Origin of the sequence: Streptomyces sp. NBC_01275, from assembly GCF_026340655.1 — a bacterium.
Lineage (GTDB): Bacteria > Actinomycetota > Actinomycetes > Streptomycetales > Streptomycetaceae > Streptomyces.
On record NZ_JAPEOZ010000001.1, the window covers coordinates 6727990 to 6747307 of the forward strand.

Below are 19318 nucleotides of genomic sequence, written 5' to 3' on the forward strand. Positions count from 1 at the left end.
GAGGGCGGGGGCCGGAGACGGAAGGCCCGCGCCCGGTGTCCCCCGCCCAGTGTCTACTTGCGGCGCTTGTAGAACGGCAGCGCCACGACCTCGTACGGCTCGTGGCTGCCCCGGATGTCCACGCCGACGCCGGGCGTGCCCGGGGCCGCGTGGGCGGCGTCGACGTAGGCCATCGCGATCGGCTTGCCGAGGGTGGGGGAGGGGGCGCCGGAGGTGACCTCGCCGATCACCTCGCCGGCCGCGACGACGGCGTACCCGGCGCGCGGGACGCGGCGGCCCTCGGCGACCAGGCCGACCAGGACGCGCGGAGGCTGCGAAGCAGCGCGCTCGGCGGCCGCCTCCAGCGCCGTACGCCCCACGAAGTCGCCGTCCTTGTCGAACTTCACCACCCGGCCGAGCCCGGCGTCGAAGGGGGTGAGGGAGGTCGACAGCTCGTGCCCGTACAGCGGCATGCCCGCCTCCAGGCGCAGGGTGTCCCGGCAGGACAGACCGCACGGGACAAGGCCGACGCCCTCGCCGGCCTTGGTCAGGGCCTGCCACAGCTCGACCGCGTGCCCGGGCTTCACGAACAGCTCGAAGCCGTCCTCGCCGGTGTACCCGGTGCGGGCGATGAGCGCGGGGACCCCGGCGACGGAGCCGGGCAGGCCGGCGTAGTACTTCAGGCCGTCGAGGTCGGCGTCGGTGAGGGCCTTCAGGATTCCGGGGGACTCGGGGCCCTGGACGGCGATCAGGGCGTACGCGTCCCGGTCGTCGCGGACCTCGGCCTCGAAGCCGGACGCCCGCTCGGTCAGCGCGTCCAGCACGACCTGGGCGTTGGAGGCGTTGGCGACGACCATGAACTCGGTCTCGGCCAGCCGGTAGACGATCAGGTCGTCGAGGATGCCGCCGTCGGCCCGGCAGATCATGGTGTAGCGGGCGCGGCCGACGCCGACGGACGCGAGGTCGCCGACCAGGGCGTGGTTCAGAAGAGCAGCGGCCTGGGGGCCGGTGACCGTGATCTCGCCCATGTGCGAGAGGTCGAAGAGCCCGGCCTTCGTGCGGACGGCGTTGTGCTCGTCGCGCTCGGAGCCGTAGCGCAGGGGCATGTCCCAGCCGGCGAAGTCGGTCATCGTCGCACCGAGCGAACGATGCAGGGCATCGAGCGCGGTGTGACGGGGTTCGTTACTGCTCATCGGGCGTTCGTCTCCCAAGGCATGACAGGCGAGGGCGAGGTCGTTCCTCCCCATCTGTCATCGGAACCTGAGAGGTTCGCCGTGATCTCCGGATCACCGACTTGCACCTTGGGTGGAGCCGCCCCTGTCGACACAGGGATCGGCCCGCTTTTCAGATGTGCCTCGCCCGCGCGGTAACTGGGCCTGAGAGATTCAAGGGAGGGACTTGCTCCTTCGGCGCCCCAGCGAAGCTGGCGATGCAGCTGCTGCTGGGAACTCTCCCGCGCGGATTCAAACGGCCGGTATGCAGTTGGCGGGCACATCATTGCACGGCCCGCCCCGGTCACGGCAGGCCGCATCTGTAACCGGCTTGTGTCGGTACGCGCACGAAAACGCGAGACGCGGCGCATTACCGTTTCTTTACGCTCAGTGGGGAGAGGACTTACCTGACCCCCGGGGAGGACGATCACGGTGAACAGGACCACGGCGAGGACCACGGCGTTCGCGACCGGCTCGGCGATCGCGCTGCCCGCGCAACCCACGGCGCCGGCCCGGGAGGCGTGCGCCCCGCGGCCCGCGCCCGTCGTCCGCGATCTGCGCGAGCGAGCCGGCCACAGCCCGCACGGCCTGCTCTTCGGCCCCCGTGACCTGGTCGTGGTCACCGGTCTGCCCGGGAGCGGCAAGTCCACGCTGATGCGGCGGGCGGTGCGGGGCGCGCGCATCGACTCCCAGGACACCCGCGACCGCTGGGACGCGCGCGCCCCCCGCCTCCTGCCCTACGCCCTCTACCGGCCCCTGGTGCGCCTCGCCCACTACGCCGGACTGCGCCGGGCGCTGCGCGGCGGCGAGGGCGTCGTCGTGCACGACTGCGGTACGCAGACCTGGGTGCGCGACTGGCTGGCCCGCGCGGCCCGCCGCCGCGGCGGCACCCTGCACCTGCTCCTCCTCGACGTCACCCCGGACGCGGCTCTCGAGGGCCAGCGCGAGCGCGGACGGGGCGTCTCCCGGTACGCGTTCCTGCGCCACCGCAGGGCGGCCGCCCGTCTGATCCGCTCGGTGGAACAGGGCCGCCTCCCCGAAGGCTGCGGCTCGGCAGTCCTCCTGGACCGCGACGCGGCGGACACCCTCCACCGAATCGCCTTCACGGCCTGAGGCTTCACGGCCTGAGGCTTCACGGCCTGAGGCTTCACGACCTGAGGCTCACGAGGCTTCATGACCGGAAACCGAGGGGCCGGGGACTGAGGAAAGTCCCCCGGTACCCGCTAGCCTTTCAGCCACAGCAGTGGTTCCCAGCAGGCGGTAGGCAGATGGACTTCCCCCCGGCGGACTTCCCGGCGGATTTCTCCGCGGATTTCCCGGCGCAGGCGCACCCTCATTCGCACGGCGGATGGCCCGGCAACGAGCTGGAGGAGGTGCTCTCCGCCTCCCTCGGCGTGCCGGGAGCCGGCGGCCGCATCGTGGAGGTGCTCGGCCGCAGCTTCGTCTGGGTGCCCCTGCCCAGCGGCGGCGGCCCGCACAGCGGCCCCCTCGATCTGCCCACCCTGGAGCTGGACGGCCAGGTGTACGTGCCCGTGTTCAGCTCCGAGGAGCAGTTCCGTCAGGTCGCCGGCGCGCATCTGTCGTACACGATCGCGCCGGCCGTGGAGTTCGCCCGGGGGCTGCCCCCGCAGGTCGGCATCATGGTGAACCCGGAGGGCCTGGTCGGCATCCCGCTGCCCCCGCCGGCGGTCGCCGAGCTGTGCCGGGCGGGCCGGACCCCGCTGGACGGTCCCGCGACCGGCGGTCGGGTGCGGCTCTTCGAGCCCGACTGGCAGGACGACCCGATCGACTTCCTCACCGCCGCCTCGGCCGAGTTCGACGCGGCGGGCGTGGTCCTCACCGCCCGCCGCTGCCTGGCCGCCGTCGAGACGGCGGACCCGGTGATGTTCGTGGGCGTGGAGCTGTCCCAACTGTCCCAGTCATCCCCGTTGTCCCCGCTGGACGGCGATCTGCGTGAGATCCCCCTCGACGCGCTGGGCCGCGCCATGGGCCGCGTCCCGGTCCGCTGGCCGGTCAACCTGATCCTCCTGGACATGGCCCAGGACCCGGTGGGCCAGTGGATGAGGGACCGCGTCCGCCCCTTCTACCAACGCTAGGGACACCCATCCAAGGGGCGCGGGGAACTGCGCGACCAGCCACGACAAACCCGCACCCGCCGACGCGCAACAAGCCCCGAGCTCTTGGGCGCTTAAGCTGTCACGGAAACGCGGGGCACTCTCGAAGGGGCGGTACGACAGGTGAGCGCGAGCCTCAGCGGCAGCGTCGAGCACATGCTGCGCCAGGTCACGCCCGGGCGTTACGACGCCTACGAGGCGCTCCTGCGCGCGCTCGCGACCCCCGCCTCCGGCCAGGTCTGGATGCTCCTGTGGCACGGTCAGGCGGGTTCCCCCGACGCCCAGTACGGGAACATGGAAGTGGAGGGCCACGGCTACGCCCCCTGCGTCACCTCCGCCCAGGAGCTCTCGGCCAGCGGCTGGAACCGGTCCTACGAGGTCGTCGACGGGGTCGACGTGGCCCGCACGCTCTACCCCGACCACTACGGCCTCTGGCTCAACCCGCACGCCCCCGGCGGCGGCGTCGGCATCCCCTGGCTGGACCTGCGCCGCATCGCGACCGGCCTGGACCGCCAGCCCGCCGGCCCCCTGCGCCTGTCCGAACCCGGCATCGAGATCCCGCAGTTCTACGCCCTGCTCGCGCAGAACGCCCACCGCACCCAGGCGGTCCGCGCCCTGCGCCGTGCCTGGGTCCAGCCGGCCCTGGGCGCGCCCTACCTGGCCGTGGGGCTCGACGTGTACGACACCTCTCCGCCGGCCGTGGACGCCGTACGGGCGATGATGCAGCAGTCCATCGGCGCGGTCCCGGAAGGGCTGCCGGTGTCGACGGTGGCGATGACCGACGAGTACGACCCGGTGGTGATGTGGATGCGCGCCAACGCCCGGCCGTTCTACGACCGCGAGGCCCACGCCCCCGCTCCGGCCCAGGCGCCCGCGGGCGGTTACGGCTATCCGCCCACCGGTCGCTACTGACGTCCGGCGCGGGTCCTGTAGTCGAACGGACACCGAATGTCTTCGCGCGTAGATAGCGGCGATTGATTCCGCTTCTGTCCGATCTGCCCGATTGGTCACTGTCCGGGGGGCGTTACCCGCCGTCCGGATAACGGAACCCCTCTACCCGCATCACGTTTACGCATCCATTCACTGCCAAGTCTGGCTACAGATCGCCAAAGCGTTGAAGACTCCCGGTCCAGGGGGCTTCGTCCCCCAGTACGACGGACTGATCACGCCGCTACAGCGGCAAGTGCGGGCCGGCTACCGCCGGTTGAGAGGGGTCCCTGCCAGATGACGGCACCATTGCACGAGCCGACCGCGGAAGCGGCCCCGAGTGCGGCCACGGAAGCGGCGGTAGCAGCCGGCGACGCCAAGGCCGTACAGGGCCGTTCCCTGGGCCGGATCGCCTGGGAGCGCCTCAAGCGGGACAAGCTCGCCCTGACGGGCGGCATCGTCGTGCTCGTCCTCGTCGTGCTCGCACTGCTCGCCCCGGTCATCACCGGGCTGCTCGGGCAGGACCCGAACGAGTATCACGAGAACCTCATCGACCCGCTCTTCGGCACGCCCACGGGCTCCCTGGGCGGCATCAGCGGCGACCACCTGCTGGGCGTCGAGCCGGTCAACGGCCGCGACATCTTCGCCCGGATCCTCTACGGCGCCCGCATCTCGCTGCTGGTGGGCTTCCTGTCCGCCGTCGTCGCGGTGATCCTGGGAACCGTCCTGGGCATCCTCGCCGGCTTCTTCGGCGGCTGGGTCGACTCCCTCATCAGCCGCGTCATGGACGGCCTGCTGGCCTTCCCGCAGCTGCTGTTCATCATCGCGCTGGTCTCCGTCATGCCGAACGACATGCTGGGCCTCTCCGGTTCGAGCGTGCGTGTCTTCGTGATGATCCTGGTCATCGGCTTCTTCGGCTGGCCCTACATCGGACGCGTGGTGCGCGGCCAGACGCTCTCGCTGCGTGAGCGCGAGTACGTCGAGGCCGCCCGATCGCTGGGCGCGGGGCGGCTGTACATCCTGTTCAAGGAACTGCTGCCCAACCTGGTCGCCCCGATCGTCGTGTACACGACGATGATGATCCCCACCAACATCCTCACCGAGGCGGCGCTCAGCTTCCTGGGCGTCGGTGTCAAGCCGCCCACCGCCTCGTGGGGGCAGATGCTCTCGAGCGCGATCGACTACTACGAGTCGGACCCCATGTACATGGTGGTCCCGGGTGTGGCGATCTTCATCACCGTGCTGGCCTTCAACCTCTTCGGCGACGGCGTGCGGGACGCGCTGGACCCGAAGGCCTCCCGCTGAACCGCCACGCCGGGGATCAGCAGAACCGCCGAGCCGCAGAACCGCCGAAAACACGGCACCCCAACCGTCCCGTGGCCTTCACACGGGGTCTCTCTCATCTATCCGGAGGATCCGAGATCGTGACTACCCAACGCACCTCAGGGCGGCGGAAGCAGGCATTTGCCGCTGCTGCCGCGGTCGCCGCGCTGCTGACCACGGCGGCGTGCGGCGGCGGTGGAGATGACGGCGACAACGGCGGTTCGAAGACCGGCGCCGCCGGCTTCGACGCCGCGAACAACAAGGTCGCCCAGGCCTCCGCCGCCAAGAAGGGCGGCACGCTGAAGTTCGGTGGTGCCCAGGACGCCGACTCGTGGGACACCACGCGCGGCTACTACGGCATGATGTGGAACTTCGCCCGCTACTACAGCCGCCAGCTCGTCACGAACAAGACCGAGCCGGGCGCGGCGGGCGCCGAGATCACTCCGGACCTCGCCACCTCGACCGCGAAGGTCACGGACGACGGCAAGACCTACACGTACACGCTGCGGGACGGCAGCACGTGGGAGGACGGCAAGCCGATCACGTCCAAGGACGTGAAGTACGGCATCGAGCGCGTGTGGGCGCAGGACGTGCTCTCCGGCGGTCCCGTCTACCTGAAGGACGTCCTCGACCCCACGGGCGCCTACAAGGGCCCGTACAAGGACACCACCGCGGACAAGCTGGGTCTGAAGGCGATCGACACGCCCGACGACAAGACCATCGTCTTCCACCTGCCGAAGGCCAACTCGGACTTCGAGGAGATGCTGGCCCTGGTCTCGGCCTCCCCGGTCCGCCAGGACAAGGACACCAAGTCCAAGTACGGTCTGCACCCGTTCTCCTCGGGCCCGTACAAGTTCGAGTCCTACAGCCCGGGCAAGGACCTCACCCTGGTCCGCAACACCGAGTGGAAGCAGGCCTCGGACCCGATCCGCAAGGCCTACCCGGACAAGATCACCATCGAGTTCTTCTCGGACGCCAACCAGCTCGACCAGCGTCTGCTCAGCGGTGACCTGGACCTCGACCTGAACCAGACCGGCATGTCGCCGCAGGGCCGCACCACCGCCCTGAAGGAGCACAAGGCCAACCTGGACAACCCGGTCTCCGGCTACATCCGCTACGCGGTCTTCCCGCAGAGCGTCAAGCCGTTCGACAACATCGAGTGCCGCAAGGCCGTGATCTACGGCGCCGACCACGTGTCGCTGCAGACCGCGCGCGGCGGCCCGGTCGCCGGCGGCGACATCGGCACCAACATGCTGCCGCCGTCGGTCGCGGGCTCCGAGGGCCAGAAGTACGACCCGTACGAGATCGCCGGCGCCAACAAGAGCGGCAACGCGGCCAAGGCCAAGGAGGCCCTGAAGGCCTGCGGCAAGCCGAACGGCTTCTCGACCACCATCGCGGTCCGCAACAACAAGCCGGTCGAGGTGGCCACCGCCCAGTCCCTGCAGGCGTCGCTGAAGAAGATCGGCATCACCGCCGAGATCGAGCAGTACGACGGCTCGCAGACCACCGGCATCATCGGCAGCCCCGCGAACGTGAAGAAGAAGGGCTTCGGCATCATCATCATGGGCTGGGGTCCGGACTTCCCGTCCGTCCAGGGCTTCGGTCTGCCGCTGTGGGACAGCAAGTACATCCTGGACAGCGGTAACTCCAACTACGCGCTGATCAAGGACAAGACGATCGACGGCCTGTTCGACTCGTACGTCACCACGCTGGACGACGCCGGCAAGACCAAGATCGCCACGGACATCAACCACAAGGTGATGGAGGGCGCGTACTACCTGCCCTTCGTCTTCGAGAAGTTCATCAACTGGCGCTCGGACAACCTGGCGAACGTCTACACGACCGACGGCTACAGCGGTCAGTACGACTTCGTCAACCTCGGTCTGAAGAACCCGAAGAAGTAAACCCGGCACACCCGCCGAACGGCACGAAAGGCAGGTGAAGGCCGGCGCGGCGGACTCGCGGGCCACCTGGGGGCCCCTCCCACGCCCATAAGGCAGTGGGGGAGACCTCCGGTGGCCCGCGGTCCGCGGCGGGCCGAGAGCTGTGCTCGCTTACCTCATCAGGCGGTTGTTCGCCGCCGCAGTGATGCTCGTGGTCATCATCATGGTGGTCTTCGGCATCTTCTTCCTCGTCCCCAAGTGGGCGGGCGTGGACATTGCCACGAGCTTCGTGGGCAAGCAGGCCGACCCTGCCGCCGTCGAGGGCGTACGGCAGAAGCTGGGTCTGGGCGACCCGATCTACGCCCAGGTCTGGGAGTTCTTCAAGGGCATCTTCGCCGGCCGCACCTACTCGGGCGGCGGCGACACGATCCACTGTGCCGCCCCCTGCTTCGGCTACTCCTTCCGCAGTGAGCAGGCCGTCTGGCCGGTGCTGACCGACCGCTTCCCGGTGACCCTGGGTCTCGCGCTCGGCGCCGCCGTGCTGTGGCTGGTCTTCGGCATCGCGGCCGGTGTGCTCTCCGCGCTCAAGCGCGGCACCCTGTGGGACCGCGGCGCGATGGTGGTCGCCCTGGCGGGCGTCTCCCTGCCCATCTACTTCACCGGCATGCTGAGCCTGGCGATCTTCGCCTTCGGGCTGAAGTGGATCGACGCCCAGTACGTGCCCCTGGACGAGAGCTTCACCGGCTGGTTCGGCGGCATGATCCTGCCCTGGATCACACTCGCCTTCCTGTACGCGGCGATGTACGCCCGGATCACCCGCGCCACCATGCTGGAGATCCTCGGCGAGGACTACATCCGCACCGCCCGGGCCAAGGGCCTCAAGGAGCAGACCGTCATCGGCAAGCACGCCATGCGCTCGACGATGACGCCCATCCTGACCATGCTCGGCATGGACCTCGGCGCCCTCATCGGCGGCGCGATCCTGACCGAGTCCACGTTCAACCTGCCCGGTCTCGGCCGGGCCGTGCTGGACGCCATCCGCAACCAGGACCTGCCCATCATCGTGGGCGTCACCCTGATCACATCCCTCGCGGTACTCGTCGCCAACCTCGTGGTGGACATCCTGTACGCCGTGATCGACCCCCGAGTGAGGCTCACATGACCGAACTCAGCAAGAGCGGAGCGGCCGTGGGGGAGCCCACCCCCGCTTCGCCCGCGCCGACCGCCTTCCTCGAAGTGCGCGACCTCAAGGTGCACTTCCCGACCGACGACGGCCTGGTCAAGTCCGTCGACGGGCTCAGCTTCCAGCTGGAGAAGGGCAAGACCCTCGGCATCGTGGGCGAATCCGGCTCCGGCAAGTCGGTGACCTCGCTCGGCATCATGGGTCTGCACACCGCCGGCCAGTACGGCAAGCGCAAGGCGCAGATCTCCGGCGAGATCTGGCTGAACGGCACCGAGCTGCTGTCCGCCGACCCGGACTACGTCCGCAAGCTGCGCGGCCGCGAGATGGCGATGATCTTCCAGGATCCGCTGTCGGCGCTGCACCCGTACTACACGATCGGCCAGCAGATCGTGGAGGCGTACCGCATCCACCACAGCGTGGACAAGAAGACGGCGAAGCGCCGCGCGGTCGAGATGCTCGACCGGGTGGGCATCCCGCAGCCGGACAAGCGCGTCGACAGCTACCCGCACGAGTTCTCCGGCGGTATGCGTCAGCGCGCGATGATCGCGATGTCGCTGGTCAACAACCCCGAGCTGCTGATCGCGGACGAGCCGACGACCGCCCTGGACGTGACCGTCCAGGCGCAGATCCTCGACCTCATCCGGGACCTGCAGAAGGAGTTCGGCTCCGCGGTCATCGTCATCACCCACGACCTGGGCGTCGTCGCCGAACTGGCCGACGACATCCTGGTGATGTACGGCGGGCGCTGCGTCGAGCGGGGCCCGGCCGACAAGGTGTTCTACGAGCCCCGGCACCCCTACACCTGGGGTCTGCTCGGCTCGATGCCGCGGCTGGACCGCGAGCAGCAGGAGCGCCTGATCCCGGTCAAGGGCTCCCCGCCCTCGCTGATCAACATCCCGTCCGGCTGCGCCTTCAACCCGCGCTGCCCGTACGCGGACCTCCCGAAGGACAACGTCACCCGCACCGTCCGCCCCGAGCTGGCCGAGGTCGGCAGCCGGCACTGGGCCGCCTGCCACCTGGGCAAGGAGCAGCGGGAGCGTATCTGGACCGAAGAGATTGCGCCGAAGCTGTGAGTGACGACGAGAAAGCGGTGACGATTCCCGCGCAGGCCGACGCGCCCGAGGCGGACCGGAAGGCGGGCGCGACCCTCACCAAGGACGCCGCCCCCGGCGAGGTCCTGCTGAAGGTCACCGGACTGCAGAAGCACTTCCCGATCAAGAAGGGCCTGCTCCAGCGGCAGGTCGGGGCGGTGCACGCGGTCGACGGTCTCGACTTCGAGGTCCGCTCCGGCGAGACGCTCGGCGTCGTGGGCGAGTCCGGCTGCGGCAAGTCGACGATGGGCCGGCTGATCACCCGGCTGCTGGAACCGACCGCGGGCAAGGTCGAGTTCCAGGGCAAGGACATCACGCACCTCGGGGTGAGCGGCATGCGTCCGCTGCGCCGCGATGTGCAGATGATCTTCCAGGACCCGTACTCGTCGCTGAACCCGCGCCACACCATCGGCACGATCATCAGCGCTCCCTTCAAGCTTCAGGGCGTGACGCCCGAGGGCGGCATCAAGAAGGAAGTGCAGCGGCTGCTGTCGGTCGTGGGCCTCAACCCCGAGCACTACAACCGCTACCCGCACGAGTTCTCCGGCGGTCAGCGCCAGCGCATCGGCATCGCCCGCGCGCTCGCGCTGAACCCCAAGCTGGTCGTGGCGGACGAGCCGGTCTCGGCGCTGGACGTGTCGATCCAGGCCCAGGTCGTGAACCTGCTGGACGACCTCCAGCAGGAGCTGGGCCTGACGTACGTGATCATCGCGCACGACCTCTCGGTCGTCCGGCACGTCTCGGACCGGATCGCGGTGATGTACCTCGGCAAGATCGTCGAGCTGGCCGACCGCGAGTCGCTGTACCGGGCGCCGATGCACCCGTACACCAAGGCGCTGATGTCGGCGGTGCCGATCCCGGACCCGCGGCGCAAGGACGCCAAGAGCGAGCGGATCCTGCTCAAGGGCGACGTGCCCTCGCCGATCTCCCCGCCGAGCGGCTGCCGGTTCCACACCCGGTGCTGGAAGGCGACGCAGATCTGCACGACGACCGAGCCCAAGCTCGTGGAGCTGAAGCCCGGCCAGCAGGTCGCCTGCCACCACCCGGAGAACTTCGCGGACCAGGCCCCGCAGGACACCGTCCTGCTGACCGTCGCGAGGGAGGCGGCGGAACTGGTGGCCGACGAGGTCCTCGCGGAGTCGGCGGAGACGTCGGCGGCGGTGGCGGCGGAGGTCGCGGAGGCCACCGCGGAGCCTGCCGAGGCGGCGGCGCCCGAGGCGTCGTCTGCTGAGCGTGAGCCGGCGTCTGCCGGGGCTGCTCCCGAGGCGGCTCCTGAGGCAGCGCCTGCCGAGGCCGAGGCCGAGGCCCCCGAGTCCGGGGACTCCGGCTCCGGTGACGTCGAGGCACAGGAGTCAACCGACAAGTAGCGCATGACGAGTTGGCAAAGTCATGCACATGCCCAAACGGGAGAGCGCAGAGTCATCCGTGTCCGACTTATCGGCACACGCTCGAAGGGACGACTCATGACGCTCTCCCGTTCGGCACGTTTAGGGGCCCTCGCGACCGCGGCGGCCTCTTTCCTCGTCATAGCGGCCTCCGCCGCCCCCGCCCCGGGCGCCGACGGCATCGGCGACCCCTACTTCCCCCAGCTGGGCAACGGCGGCTTCGACGCCCGGCACTACGACCTCTCGCTCGCCTACGACCCGGACACCGACCGCCTCGACGGCCGTACGACGATCACCGCCCACGCCACCCAGACCCTCTCCTCCTTCGATCTGGACCTGCAGAAGCTGGAGGTCACCCGGGTCGAAGTGAACGGCAGACGCGCGCAGTTCACGCGCGACGGCGACGAGATCCGGATCACCCCGCGCGACGCCCTGCGCAAGGGCCGTACCTTCACGGTCGCCGTCACCTACGGCGGCGTCCCCGAACCCCTCGGCGGACCCATCGTCTTCGGCTCGGACTACGGCTGGATGAAGACCGCCGACGGCGTCTTCGTCGCCTGTGAGCCCAATGCGGCCTCCACCTGGTTCCCGTCCAGCGACCACCCCGCCGACAAGGCCGCCTACGACATCCGGATCAAGGCCCCCCAGGGCCTGACCGCCGTCTCCAACGGCCGGCTGGTCTCGACGTACGACAAGGGCGGCTCGACGTACACGCACTGGCGCGAGACGAAGCCGATGGCGACGTATCTCGCGACCGCGACGATCGGGAAGTTCGACGTGAAGACCGGGACGACGCCCGGGGGCACCCCGATCTACGTCGCCGTCGACCCGGTGCTCGCGAACAGCAACAACGTCGACGTGTACGCCGTCACCGCCGCGGCCACCGACTACTGGTCGCAGGTCTTCGGCCCGTACCCCTTCGAGGAGACCGGCGCGATCGTCGACGACATGCCGCAGGCGGGGTTCTCCCTGGAGGTGCAGTCCAAGCCGGTCTACTCGGCCGTGCGCAGCGAGACGACGATCGTGCACGAGCTGGCCCACCAGTGGTTCGGCGACTCCGTCTCGGTGGCGCAGTGGAAGGACATCTGGCTGAACGAGGGCTTCGCGACCTACGCCCAGTGGCTGTGGGCCGAGCACCAGGGCACGCGTTCGGCGCACGACTCCTTCCTGGCCGGCTACAACGCCCGCCCCGCCGACTCCGCCTTCTGGCAGACGGTCGTCGGCGACCCGCAGCGCGACACCATGTTCGCCTCCGCCGTCTACCAGCGCGGTGCGATGACCCTCCAGACGCTGCGCGAACGCATCGGCGACACCGCCTTCTTCAAGCTGCTCCCGGCCTGGACCAAGCTGCACCGCTACGGCAACGCGGACACCGCCGACTTCATCCGGCTCGCCGAGAAGACCTCCGGGCAGCAGCTGGACGACCTCTTCCAGACCTGGCTGTTCACCACAGGGAAACCCACCCTGTAGGCCGCGTAGACCTGGCTTTGTAAGGTTCACGACTGTCTTCGGGTGACAATGTAAGGGTGTTCCAGCAAATCTTCAGTCCCTCCGTCCAGCACACGCTCGACGTCGTCGGCATCTTCGTGTTCGCCATCTCCGGCGCGTTGCTGGCCGTCCGCAAGAACTTCGACGTGTTCGGCATCGCCATGCTCGCCGAGGTCACCGCGCTGGGCGGAGGGCTGTTCCGTGACCTGGTCATCGGGGCCGTGCCCCCGGCCGCCTTCACGGACCTGGGGTACTTCCTCACCCCGCTGCTCGCCGCCCTCCTGGTGATCTTCCTGCACCCGCAGGTGGAGCGCATCCAGAGCGCCGTGAACGTCTTCGACGCGGCCGGCCTCGGCCTGTTCTGCGTCACGGGCACCACCAAGGCGTACGCCTACGGCCTCGGCCTCACCGCGTCGGCCGCCCTGGGTCTTGCCAGCGCCGTCGGCGGCGGTGTGCTGCGCGACGTGCTGGCCAACGAGGTGCCGTCGCTGCTGCGCTGGGACCGCGACCTGTACGCGGTCCCGGCGATCGTCGGCGCCGCCATGGTGGCGCTCTGCATCCGCTACGACGTCCTCACCCCGCTGGCCAGCGGGTTCGCCGCGCTCACCGCTTTCGTCCTGCGGCTGCTCGCGATGCGGTTCCACTGGCGAGCGCCTCGTGCGTGGAACCGACGTTCGACGGTTCGGGAGGAGTGACCCCCTTCAGCGTGGCGCGGTGCTGGTCCAGCTGGGTCGTCAGCCAGCGGAACGCCGGCGCCACCTGGGGCCGCCACAGCGCCATGGTGTGGCCGCCCGCGCTCTTCGGGATGTAGACCACGTGCACCGCCGTCGGCGCCTTCGCCTCCCGCTGGAGGGCCAGGGCGGCCTCGTAGCCGTCGTGCGGCTGGCCGGAGAGGTAGAGCGCGACGGCGGGCGGGGTCGCGGCCCGGGCGAGCATCAGGTAGGGGTTGGCGGCCCGGCGCAGGGCCGGGTCCTGGGCGGCGAGGGAGTCCCGTTCGCCGATCGGGTCGTTGTAGCCGGACAGGCTGACGGCCGCCCGGTAGCGGTCGGGGTGGGCGACGGCCAGCTTGACCGCGCAGTGCGCCCCGGCCGAGTAGCCGGCCACCGCCCAGCCCTTGGGCGCGGGCAGGGCCCGGAAGTTGTCCATGACCATCTTCGGCACGTCCACGCTCAGCCAGGTGTCGGCGTTGACCGTGCCGGGCACGTTGGCGCAGCCGGTGTCGACGCCGGGCAGCAGGGTGGTGCGCGGCGCGACCAGGATGAACGGCGCGACCTTGCCGTCGCGCATCAGCGGCTCCAGCTGCCGGGGCGCGTCCAGCGACCCGAACCACGACTTCGGCGAGCCCGGATAGCCCGGCAGCAGCTCCACGACCGGGAAGCGGTGGTGCCGGTAGGCGGGCTCGTCGTACTGCGGGGGCAGCCAGACGTAGACCTCGGCGTTCACGCCGGAGACCCGGCCCTCGAGCTGGGTGACGCGGACCCCGCCGGCCGCGTGCATGCCCGGTCCGTCGGCCTGGGCGAACGTCTGTCTGACCCTGGGCAGCTTCTTCAGCGCTATGCCGCCGGTGCCGTCGGCGCCCAGGTCGGCGGCCTGCTGCACATGGTCGCCTGTGCCCAGGAGGTCGCCCCAGGTGTCGTAGAGGCTGTTGGCGTTGTTCACCACGACGAAGACCAGGGCCACGGCGGTGCCCTGGGCGAACAGCAGCATCAGCGTCCGGGTCGCGGCGCGCAGGATCCGCGGTCCGCGCAGCCGCGACCACAGCAGCAGCGGCAGTGCGACCGCGAGGACGGACAGCACGATCAGGGTGAGGAGGAACGGAGTCCCGGTGAGGCTCATGCCCTCATAGAGGGAACACAGGGCGTCCCGGGTTTACGGACCAGTACGGACACTTACCAAGAAATTGCCCGCGTCTCACCTGCCCGGGCGCGTGAAAAAGAGAAAAGCTACCGCTTAGTAATCGCCTGTTGTACTGTTCAGCCATGCTAGAAGCAGCTACCGCGGTGGACAGCGAGTTCGACCGCGACACCGCGCTCACCCTGCGCGCGCCCGGCGTCTACGACATCGACCTCTCGGCCGGCTGGACGATCCTGGGCGCCGTCAACGGCGGCTACCTCCTCGCCGTCCTCGGCCGCGCGCTCGCCGACGCCCTGCCGCACCGCGACCCGTTCACGATCTCGGCGCACTACCTCACCGCCTCGAAGCCCGGCCCGGCCGTCGTCCGCACGGACCTCGTCCGCACCGGCCGCACCCTCTCCACCGGCCAGGCCTCCCTCTTCCAGTACGACGAGCAGGGCCGGGAAGTCGAGCGGATCCGCGTCCTCGCCTCCTACGGCGACCTGGACTCCCTGCCCGACGACGTCCGCACCGCGGCCCGGCCGCCCGCGTTCCCGCCGATGGAGCAGTGCTTCGGCCCCGAGGACGGACCCACCCCGGTCGACGACAGCTCCGCGATCGCCGACCGGCTGATGCTCAAGCTCGACCCGTCGACCCTGGGCTGGGCCCTCGGGCAGCCCTCCGGCAAGGGCGAGATGCGGGCCTGGTTCGGCCTCAAGGACGGCCGCGACCCCGACCCGCTCTCGCTGCTCCTCGCCGTGGACGCGCTGCCGCCGACCGCCTTCGAGATCGGCCTGCGCGGCTGGGTCCCCACCGTCGAACTCACCGTCCACGTCCGCTGCCGCCCGGCCCCGGGTCCTCTGCGCGTCTCCATCGCCACCCGCAATCTCGCGGGCGGCTTCCTGGAGGAGGACGCCGAAGTCTGGGACAGCGCGGACCGGTTGGTCGCCCAGTCCCGGCAACTCGCGCGCGTCAGGCTCGGTTGAGGGTCCCGCCCGGTCCTGCCGGCCGCTTCTGTCACGGAACCGACCGGTTCTGTCACGGAGCTGTACCAGCGCGCCGGGCGGCCCCGGAGATGAACTCCCAGGCCAGAGAGGTTTCTTGAGGCGGGCTTTACCTGATTGACAGGCGGGGGACAGAGGGGCCTCAAGGAAGGCCTAAGCGCCGTTGGTTGAGTTCCCGCCTCAGGACCTCCTCATCCTCCTTGGAGCTGTTTCTCATGAAGCGTGCGCTGATACCCGCCCGTCTCGTCCCCGCGGTGACTCTTCTGGCGCTCTCGCCCCTGGCCCTCGTGGCCTGCGGCTCGGGCGACTCCTCCTCCAGCAGCGGCACGTCCAGCCAGCAGTCCTGTCAGCCGCCGTCCGGCATGCCCACCGGCAACGCCTCCGGTATGCCGAGCGGCGCCCCCTCGGGCGCGCCCACCGGCGCCGCCGCGTCCGGGCAGCCGACCGGCACGCCCACCGGTGTTCCGTCCGGCATGCCGAGCGGTGCGCCCGGCGGCGGTCAGGGCGGCCCCGGCGGCGGCCAGGGCGGCGGCTGCGGCGGCGGGCCCGGCGGTGGCCGGCAGGGCGGCCAGGCCCAGCAGCAGGGCTGATCCCGGATCCCGGAATCCTGGATCCCGGAATCCTGCGCACGGGATCCTGGATCCCGGAATCCTGGGCACGGGATCAGCCGGCATCGGCACGACAGGGGCGGCGCACTCGGAGACGAGTGCGCCGCCCCTGTCTGCGCTCAGTCCAGCCAGTGGTGGCGGCCGATGCTGATGAGCCGCATCTGGCGGGTCGCGAGCTGGGTGACGCGCTCGCGGTCCTCCTCCGGGGCCTCGAGGGACTCCAGGAACATCGAGGCCGTCACGAGCATCTGGTCGACGAAGAGATGCGCGAGCATCAGCAGATCCGCCTCGCTCCAGCCCCGCGACTCGGGGTCCTTGGCCAGCTCGGCCTTCACCTCCTCGGCGAACCGGCCGAGTTGATCGCGGATGGCCTCCCGCACGGGCTGGACCCCGCCGTGCCGCTCCCGGGCGATGAAACGGACGTGCGCCGGATGGCTGTGCACATGATGGGCGATCAACTCCACGGCCCGGGCGATGCGCTCCTCGCTCGTGGCGGCGCCGGACACGGTGTTCTGGATCATCGGGTGCAGACTGCCCAGCGCCTCCTCGACCAGGGCGGTCCCGAGGTCGGCGGTGGAGCGGAAGTGCCGGTAGAAGGCGGTCGGGGCGACGCCGACGGCGCGGGTGACCTCGCGCAGGCCCAGGCTGCTCAGACTCTGCTCCTCCAGCAGGCCCAACGCCGCGTCGAGGAGCGCCTGCCGGGTCTTCTGCTTCTGGGCCTGCCGGATGCCGAGGGTGTGACTCATGTCATCCAGTTAACAACTGTTCTCCGTAATTGGAAAGTCGCGGGACGCGCTAGACTCATAAGTCAGTGAACAAGTGTAACTACAACTGTTCACCCGGATGTCACGAGAGTCAGATGTCATGTGAGGCGGCGCGAGAGCCGCCTCGGAGGGGGATCCGATCCCATGCTGTTCCTCGTTGCCGCTCTGCTGCTGTTCGGCGTGGTCATGGGCACCGTGGCCCACGCGCCGTTCGCCTTCACCCTCGTCGCCGCCGCCGTGATCGCCGTCTGGCTCGGCGTCTTCGCGCTCCGCGAGCGGCACGGCCGCCGCCACGCCTCGCACCACTGACCCGATCGACCCCCACAGGAGCTGACCGACCATGCAACTCACCGCACCGGCCGCCGACCGCGCCGTCCGCAGCACTCGTACCGGCGTCCGGGACGCCGACGGCATGGCCGTCGCGTCCTTCATCCTGGGGCTGCTGGGCCTGCTCGTCCTCAACGTCTTCCTCGGCCCGATCGCCGTCGTCCTGGCGGCAGCGGCCCTGTGGCGCGGCACGGCCCGCCGCGGCCGCGCCTACCTGGGCCTCGCCCTCGGCGTCGCCGACCTCCTGGTGCTGGCGGCGTTCATGCAGGCGGACTCGACGATCTCCTGGAGCTTCTGACGATCTTCCCCGGCCGCTGAGCGACGGGTACCGCCGGGCCTGTGGGCCACCTGGGCACGAGGCTTCCCGCCCCCGCCCCGTAGAATCGGCTCACCATGGCATACCTCGACCACGCCGCGACCACCCCGATGCTCCCGGAGGCGGTCGAGGCACTCACCGCGCACCTGAGCGTCACCGGCAACGCGTCCTCCCTCCACGCCAGCGGCCGCAGAGCCCGCCGTACGGTCGAGGAAGCCCGCGAGACCCTCGCGGAAGCGCTCGGCGCCCGCCCCAGCGAGGTCGTCCTCACCTCCGGCGGCACCGAGGCCGACAACCTCGCCGTCAAGGGCCTGTACTGGTCGCGCCGCGACGCCGACCCGGCCCGCACCCGCGTCCTGGCCAGCCCCGTCGAGCACCACGCGGTCCTCGACGCCGTGCACTGGCTGGGCGAGCACGAGGGGGCCACGGTCGAGTACCTGCCGGTCGACTCCTACGGCCGCGTCCACCCCGACGCCCTGCGCCGGGCCATCGCCCGCAACCCCGACGACGTCGCCCTGGCCACCGTGATGTGGGCGAACAACGAGATCGGCACGATCCTGCCGGTCCGCGAACTCGCCGACGTCGCCGCCGAGTTCGGCGTCCCGCTGCACGCCGACGCCGTCCAGGCCTTCGGTCAGGTCCCCGTCGACTTCGCCGCCTCCGGCCTCGCCGCGATGACGGTCTCCGGCCACAAGATCGGCGGCCCGTACGGCATCGGCGCCCTGCTGCTGGGCCGCGAACACACCCCCGTGCCCGTGCTGCACGGCGGCGGACAGGAACGCCACGTCCGCTCCGGCACCCTCGACGTGCCCGCGATCGCCTCCTTCGCGGTCGCCGGACGCCTCGCCGCCGAGGGGCGCGAGTGGTTCGCCCACGAGATCGGCGCCCTGCGCGACTCCCTGGTCGACGCCGTCCGTACGGCGGTCCCGGACGCGATCCTCGGCGGCGACCCGGCGCCCGGGGGCCGGCTGCCCGCCAACGCGCACTTCACCTTCCCGGGCTGCGAGGGCGACTCCCTGCTCCTCCTCCTGGACGCCCAGGGCATCGAGTGCTCGACGGGCTCCGCCTGCACCGCCGGCGTCGCCCAGCCCAGCCATGTCCTGCTCGCCACCGGCACCGACCCCGACCTGGCCCGCGGCACCCTCCGCTTCTCCTTCGGCCACACCTCGACCGAGGCCGACGTCGAGGCGGTGGCCAAGGCCATCGGCCCCGCGGTGGAACGGGCGCGGGCGGCGGGGCTCACCTAGGACCTGTCCCACGCGCGCGGTTCTTCCCTCGGCTCAGGGGCTCACCGGGGTGCGGGGACGGCGAAGAGCCGTAGCTGGAGGGCGAGCGTGGCGTAGTAGCCGACCAGGGTGGACAGTTCGAACAGGGCGCGTTCGCCGAGGGCGGTGCGCGCCCGCTCGTAGCCCTCGTCGTCGAGTGCGCGGACCGGGACGGTCAGGGTGCGGGCGAGCTCCCAGGCCGCGTGTTCCCGGGGATCGGCGAGCTGTGGGTCGCGGCTCTCGCGCAGGGCCGTCAGTTCGGGCTCGGTGAGGCCGGCGGCCCGGCCGACCCGCTCGTGCGCGTACCGCTCGAAGGCGCAGTCCCAGGCCGCGGCCACCACCAGGATCGACAGCTCGCGCACCCGCGGCGACAGCCCGGACGCATAGCGGATCGCGGCACCCAGTTCCTGCAGGGACCGGCCGAGTGCCGGGCTCAGCAGCATGGCGTTGAACGGGCCGTGCAGCCGCCCGTCGGCATCGGTGAGCGCGAAGTGCCGGGGCCCTCTCGCCCGCGGTCCACGGGTGATCTCCTCGTACAACGTCCGCTGCTCCGGAGAGAGTTCGCCGGGGTCGAGCAGGGGCAGGCGGGGCGGGCGGGGTGTCGGACGGGGCATCGG

Annotated in this window: 19 protein-coding genes and 1 riboswitch; of the genes, 15 read left to right on the top strand and 4 right to left on the bottom strand. The window is 70.5% G+C overall.

All coding sequences use genetic code 11. The features are described from left to right. Window positions 1-53: 53 nt before the first annotated feature. Window positions 54-1172, bottom strand: a complete 1119-nt coding sequence (gene gcvT / locus OG562_RS29945) for a glycine cleavage system aminomethyltransferase GcvT (RefSeq protein WP_266403340.1) — start codon at window positions 1170-1172, stop codon at window positions 54-56. 161 nt (window positions 1173-1333) lie between these two features. Then, window positions 1334-1445, bottom strand: a riboswitch (glycine riboswitch). A gap of 177 nt (window positions 1446-1622) precedes the next feature. Here gcvT and OG562_RS29950 point away from each other — a divergent pair. The 10 genes from OG562_RS29950 (at window position 1623) to OG562_RS29995 (ending at window position 13279) form a co-directional block, all read left to right on the top strand. Then, window positions 1623-2303, top strand: coding sequence for an AAA family ATPase (locus tag OG562_RS29950; protein ID WP_266403342.1), 681 nt, complete (start codon window positions 1623-1625; stop codon window positions 2301-2303). A 155-nt stretch (window positions 2304-2458) separates the two neighbouring features. Then, entirely contained in the window at window positions 2459-3286 is an 828-nt protein-coding gene (locus tag OG562_RS29955; RefSeq protein WP_266403345.1) for an enhanced serine sensitivity protein SseB, read from the top strand. Between the two features lie 174 nt (window positions 3287-3460). Then, entirely contained in the window at window positions 3461-4216 is a 756-nt protein-coding gene (locus OG562_RS29960) for an enhanced serine sensitivity protein SseB C-terminal domain-containing protein (protein WP_266409617.1), read from the top strand. Between the two features lie 312 nt (window positions 4217-4528). Then, entirely contained in the window at window positions 4529-5536 is a 1008-nt protein-coding gene (locus OG562_RS29965; RefSeq protein WP_266403348.1) for an ABC transporter permease, read from the top strand. A 119-nt stretch (window positions 5537-5655) separates the two neighbouring features. Continuing rightward, window positions 5656-7458, top strand: a complete 1803-nt coding sequence (locus OG562_RS29970) for an ABC transporter substrate-binding protein (RefSeq protein ID WP_266403350.1) — start codon at window positions 5656-5658, stop codon at window positions 7456-7458. Between the two features lie 142 nt (window positions 7459-7600). Beyond that, window positions 7601-8599 carry an ABC transporter permease gene (locus tag OG562_RS29975; protein ID WP_266403352.1) on the top strand — a complete coding sequence of 333 codons (999 nt, stop codon included), beginning with the start codon at window positions 7601-7603 and terminating at the stop codon, window positions 8597-8599. Next, complete coding sequence (locus OG562_RS29980; RefSeq protein ID WP_266403353.1) at window positions 8596-9693, top strand: ABC transporter ATP-binding protein; 1098 nt, start codon at window positions 8596-8598, stop codon at window positions 9691-9693. The genes OG562_RS29975 and OG562_RS29980 overlap by 4 nt, the downstream gene beginning before the upstream one ends. Window positions 9694-9710: 17 nt before the next feature. Next, window positions 9711-11078, top strand: coding sequence for an ABC transporter ATP-binding protein (locus OG562_RS29985; protein ID WP_266409618.1), 1368 nt, complete (start codon window positions 9711-9713; stop codon window positions 11076-11078). A 96-nt stretch (window positions 11079-11174) separates the two neighbouring features. Next, window positions 11175-12566: a M1 family metallopeptidase gene (locus tag OG562_RS29990; protein ID WP_266403354.1), complete on the top strand. Its 1392-nt coding sequence runs from the start codon at window positions 11175-11177 to the stop codon at window positions 12564-12566. 56 nt (window positions 12567-12622) lie between these two features. Continuing rightward, window positions 12623-13279: a trimeric intracellular cation channel family protein gene (locus OG562_RS29995; RefSeq protein WP_266403355.1), complete on the top strand. Its 657-nt coding sequence runs from the start codon at window positions 12623-12625 to the stop codon at window positions 13277-13279. Here OG562_RS29995 and OG562_RS30000 read toward each other — a convergent pair. Continuing rightward, window positions 13188-14420 (bottom strand): esterase family protein, encoded by a 1233-nt coding sequence (locus tag OG562_RS30000; RefSeq protein WP_266403358.1) that lies wholly within the window; start codon window positions 14418-14420, stop codon window positions 13188-13190. The genes OG562_RS29995 and OG562_RS30000 overlap by 92 nt on opposite strands. A 143-nt stretch (window positions 14421-14563) precedes the next feature. Here OG562_RS30000 and OG562_RS30005 point away from each other — a divergent pair, with 143 nt between their 5' ends. Further along, window positions 14564-15403, top strand: a complete 840-nt coding sequence (locus OG562_RS30005; RefSeq protein ID WP_266403359.1) for a thioesterase family protein — start codon at window positions 14564-14566, stop codon at window positions 15401-15403. Window positions 15404-15636: 233 nt separating this feature from the next. Continuing rightward, a complete protein-coding gene (locus tag OG562_RS30010; protein ID WP_266403360.1) occupies window positions 15637-16011 on the top strand; it encodes a hypothetical protein in 375 nt (124 codons plus the stop codon). Window positions 16012-16148: 137 nt separating this feature from the next. On the opposite strand, the gene OG562_RS30015 is transcribed toward OG562_RS30010, so the two are convergent. Further along, on the bottom strand, window positions 16149-16775 hold the full coding sequence (locus OG562_RS30015) for a TetR family transcriptional regulator (RefSeq protein ID WP_266403361.1): 627 nt from the start codon (window positions 16773-16775) through the stop codon (window positions 16149-16151). 162 nt (window positions 16776-16937) lie between these two features. On the opposite strand from OG562_RS30015, the gene OG562_RS30020 reads away from it, so the two are divergent. The 3 genes from OG562_RS30020 (at window position 16938) to OG562_RS30030 (ending at window position 18683) form a co-directional block, all read left to right on the top strand. Continuing rightward, complete coding sequence (locus tag OG562_RS30020; RefSeq protein ID WP_266403363.1) at window positions 16938-17102, top strand: hypothetical protein; 165 nt, start codon at window positions 16938-16940, stop codon at window positions 17100-17102. A gap of 31 nt (window positions 17103-17133) precedes the next feature. Then, a complete protein-coding gene (locus OG562_RS30025; RefSeq protein WP_266403365.1) occupies window positions 17134-17418 on the top strand; it encodes a DUF4190 domain-containing protein in 285 nt (94 codons plus the stop codon). Window positions 17419-17513: 95 nt separating this feature from the next. Beyond that, window positions 17514-18683, top strand: a complete 1170-nt coding sequence (locus tag OG562_RS30030) for a cysteine desulfurase family protein (protein WP_266403367.1) — start codon at window positions 17514-17516, stop codon at window positions 18681-18683. A gap of 41 nt (window positions 18684-18724) precedes the next feature. Here OG562_RS30030 and OG562_RS30035 read toward each other — a convergent pair whose 3' ends face one another. After that, window positions 18725-19315 (bottom strand): carboxymuconolactone decarboxylase family protein, encoded by a 591-nt coding sequence (locus OG562_RS30035; RefSeq protein ID WP_266403368.1) that lies wholly within the window; start codon window positions 19313-19315, stop codon window positions 18725-18727. Window positions 19316-19318: the final 3 nt, after the last annotated feature.

Coding starts and splice junctions, on each gene's coding strand:
- gcvT (WP_266403340.1), bottom strand. CDS start 1,172: ATGAGCAGTAACGAACCCCGTCACACCGCGCTCGATGCCCTGCATCGT.
- OG562_RS29955 (WP_266403345.1), top strand. CDS start 2,459: ATGGACTTCCCCCCGGCGGACTTCCCGGCGGATTTCTCCGCGGATTTC.
- OG562_RS29960 (WP_266409617.1), top strand. CDS start 3,461: ATGCTGCGCCAGGTCACGCCCGGGCGTTACGACGCCTACGAGGCGCTC.
- OG562_RS29965 (WP_266403348.1), top strand. CDS start 4,529: ATGACGGCACCATTGCACGAGCCGACCGCGGAAGCGGCCCCGAGTGCG.
- OG562_RS29980 (WP_266403353.1), top strand. CDS start 8,596: ATGACCGAACTCAGCAAGAGCGGAGCGGCCGTGGGGGAGCCCACCCCC.
- OG562_RS29990 (WP_266403354.1), top strand. CDS start 11,175: ATGACGCTCTCCCGTTCGGCACGTTTAGGGGCCCTCGCGACCGCGGCG.
- OG562_RS30000 (WP_266403358.1), bottom strand. CDS start 14,420: ATGAGCCTCACCGGGACTCCGTTCCTCCTCACCCTGATCGTGCTGTCC.
- OG562_RS30005 (WP_266403359.1), top strand. CDS start 14,564: ATGCTAGAAGCAGCTACCGCGGTGGACAGCGAGTTCGACCGCGACACC.
- OG562_RS30010 (WP_266403360.1), top strand. CDS start 15,637: ATGAAGCGTGCGCTGATACCCGCCCGTCTCGTCCCCGCGGTGACTCTT.
- OG562_RS30015 (WP_266403361.1), bottom strand. CDS start 16,775: ATGAGTCACACCCTCGGCATCCGGCAGGCCCAGAAGCAGAAGACCCGG.
- OG562_RS30020 (WP_266403363.1), top strand. CDS start 16,938: ATGCTGTTCCTCGTTGCCGCTCTGCTGCTGTTCGGCGTGGTCATGGGC.
- OG562_RS30025 (WP_266403365.1), top strand. CDS start 17,134: ATGCAACTCACCGCACCGGCCGCCGACCGCGCCGTCCGCAGCACTCGT.
- OG562_RS30030 (WP_266403367.1), top strand. CDS start 17,514: ATGGCATACCTCGACCACGCCGCGACCACCCCGATGCTCCCGGAGGCG.
- OG562_RS30035 (WP_266403368.1), bottom strand. CDS start 19,315: ATGCCCCGTCCGACACCCCGCCCGCCCCGCCTGCCCCTGCTCGACCCC.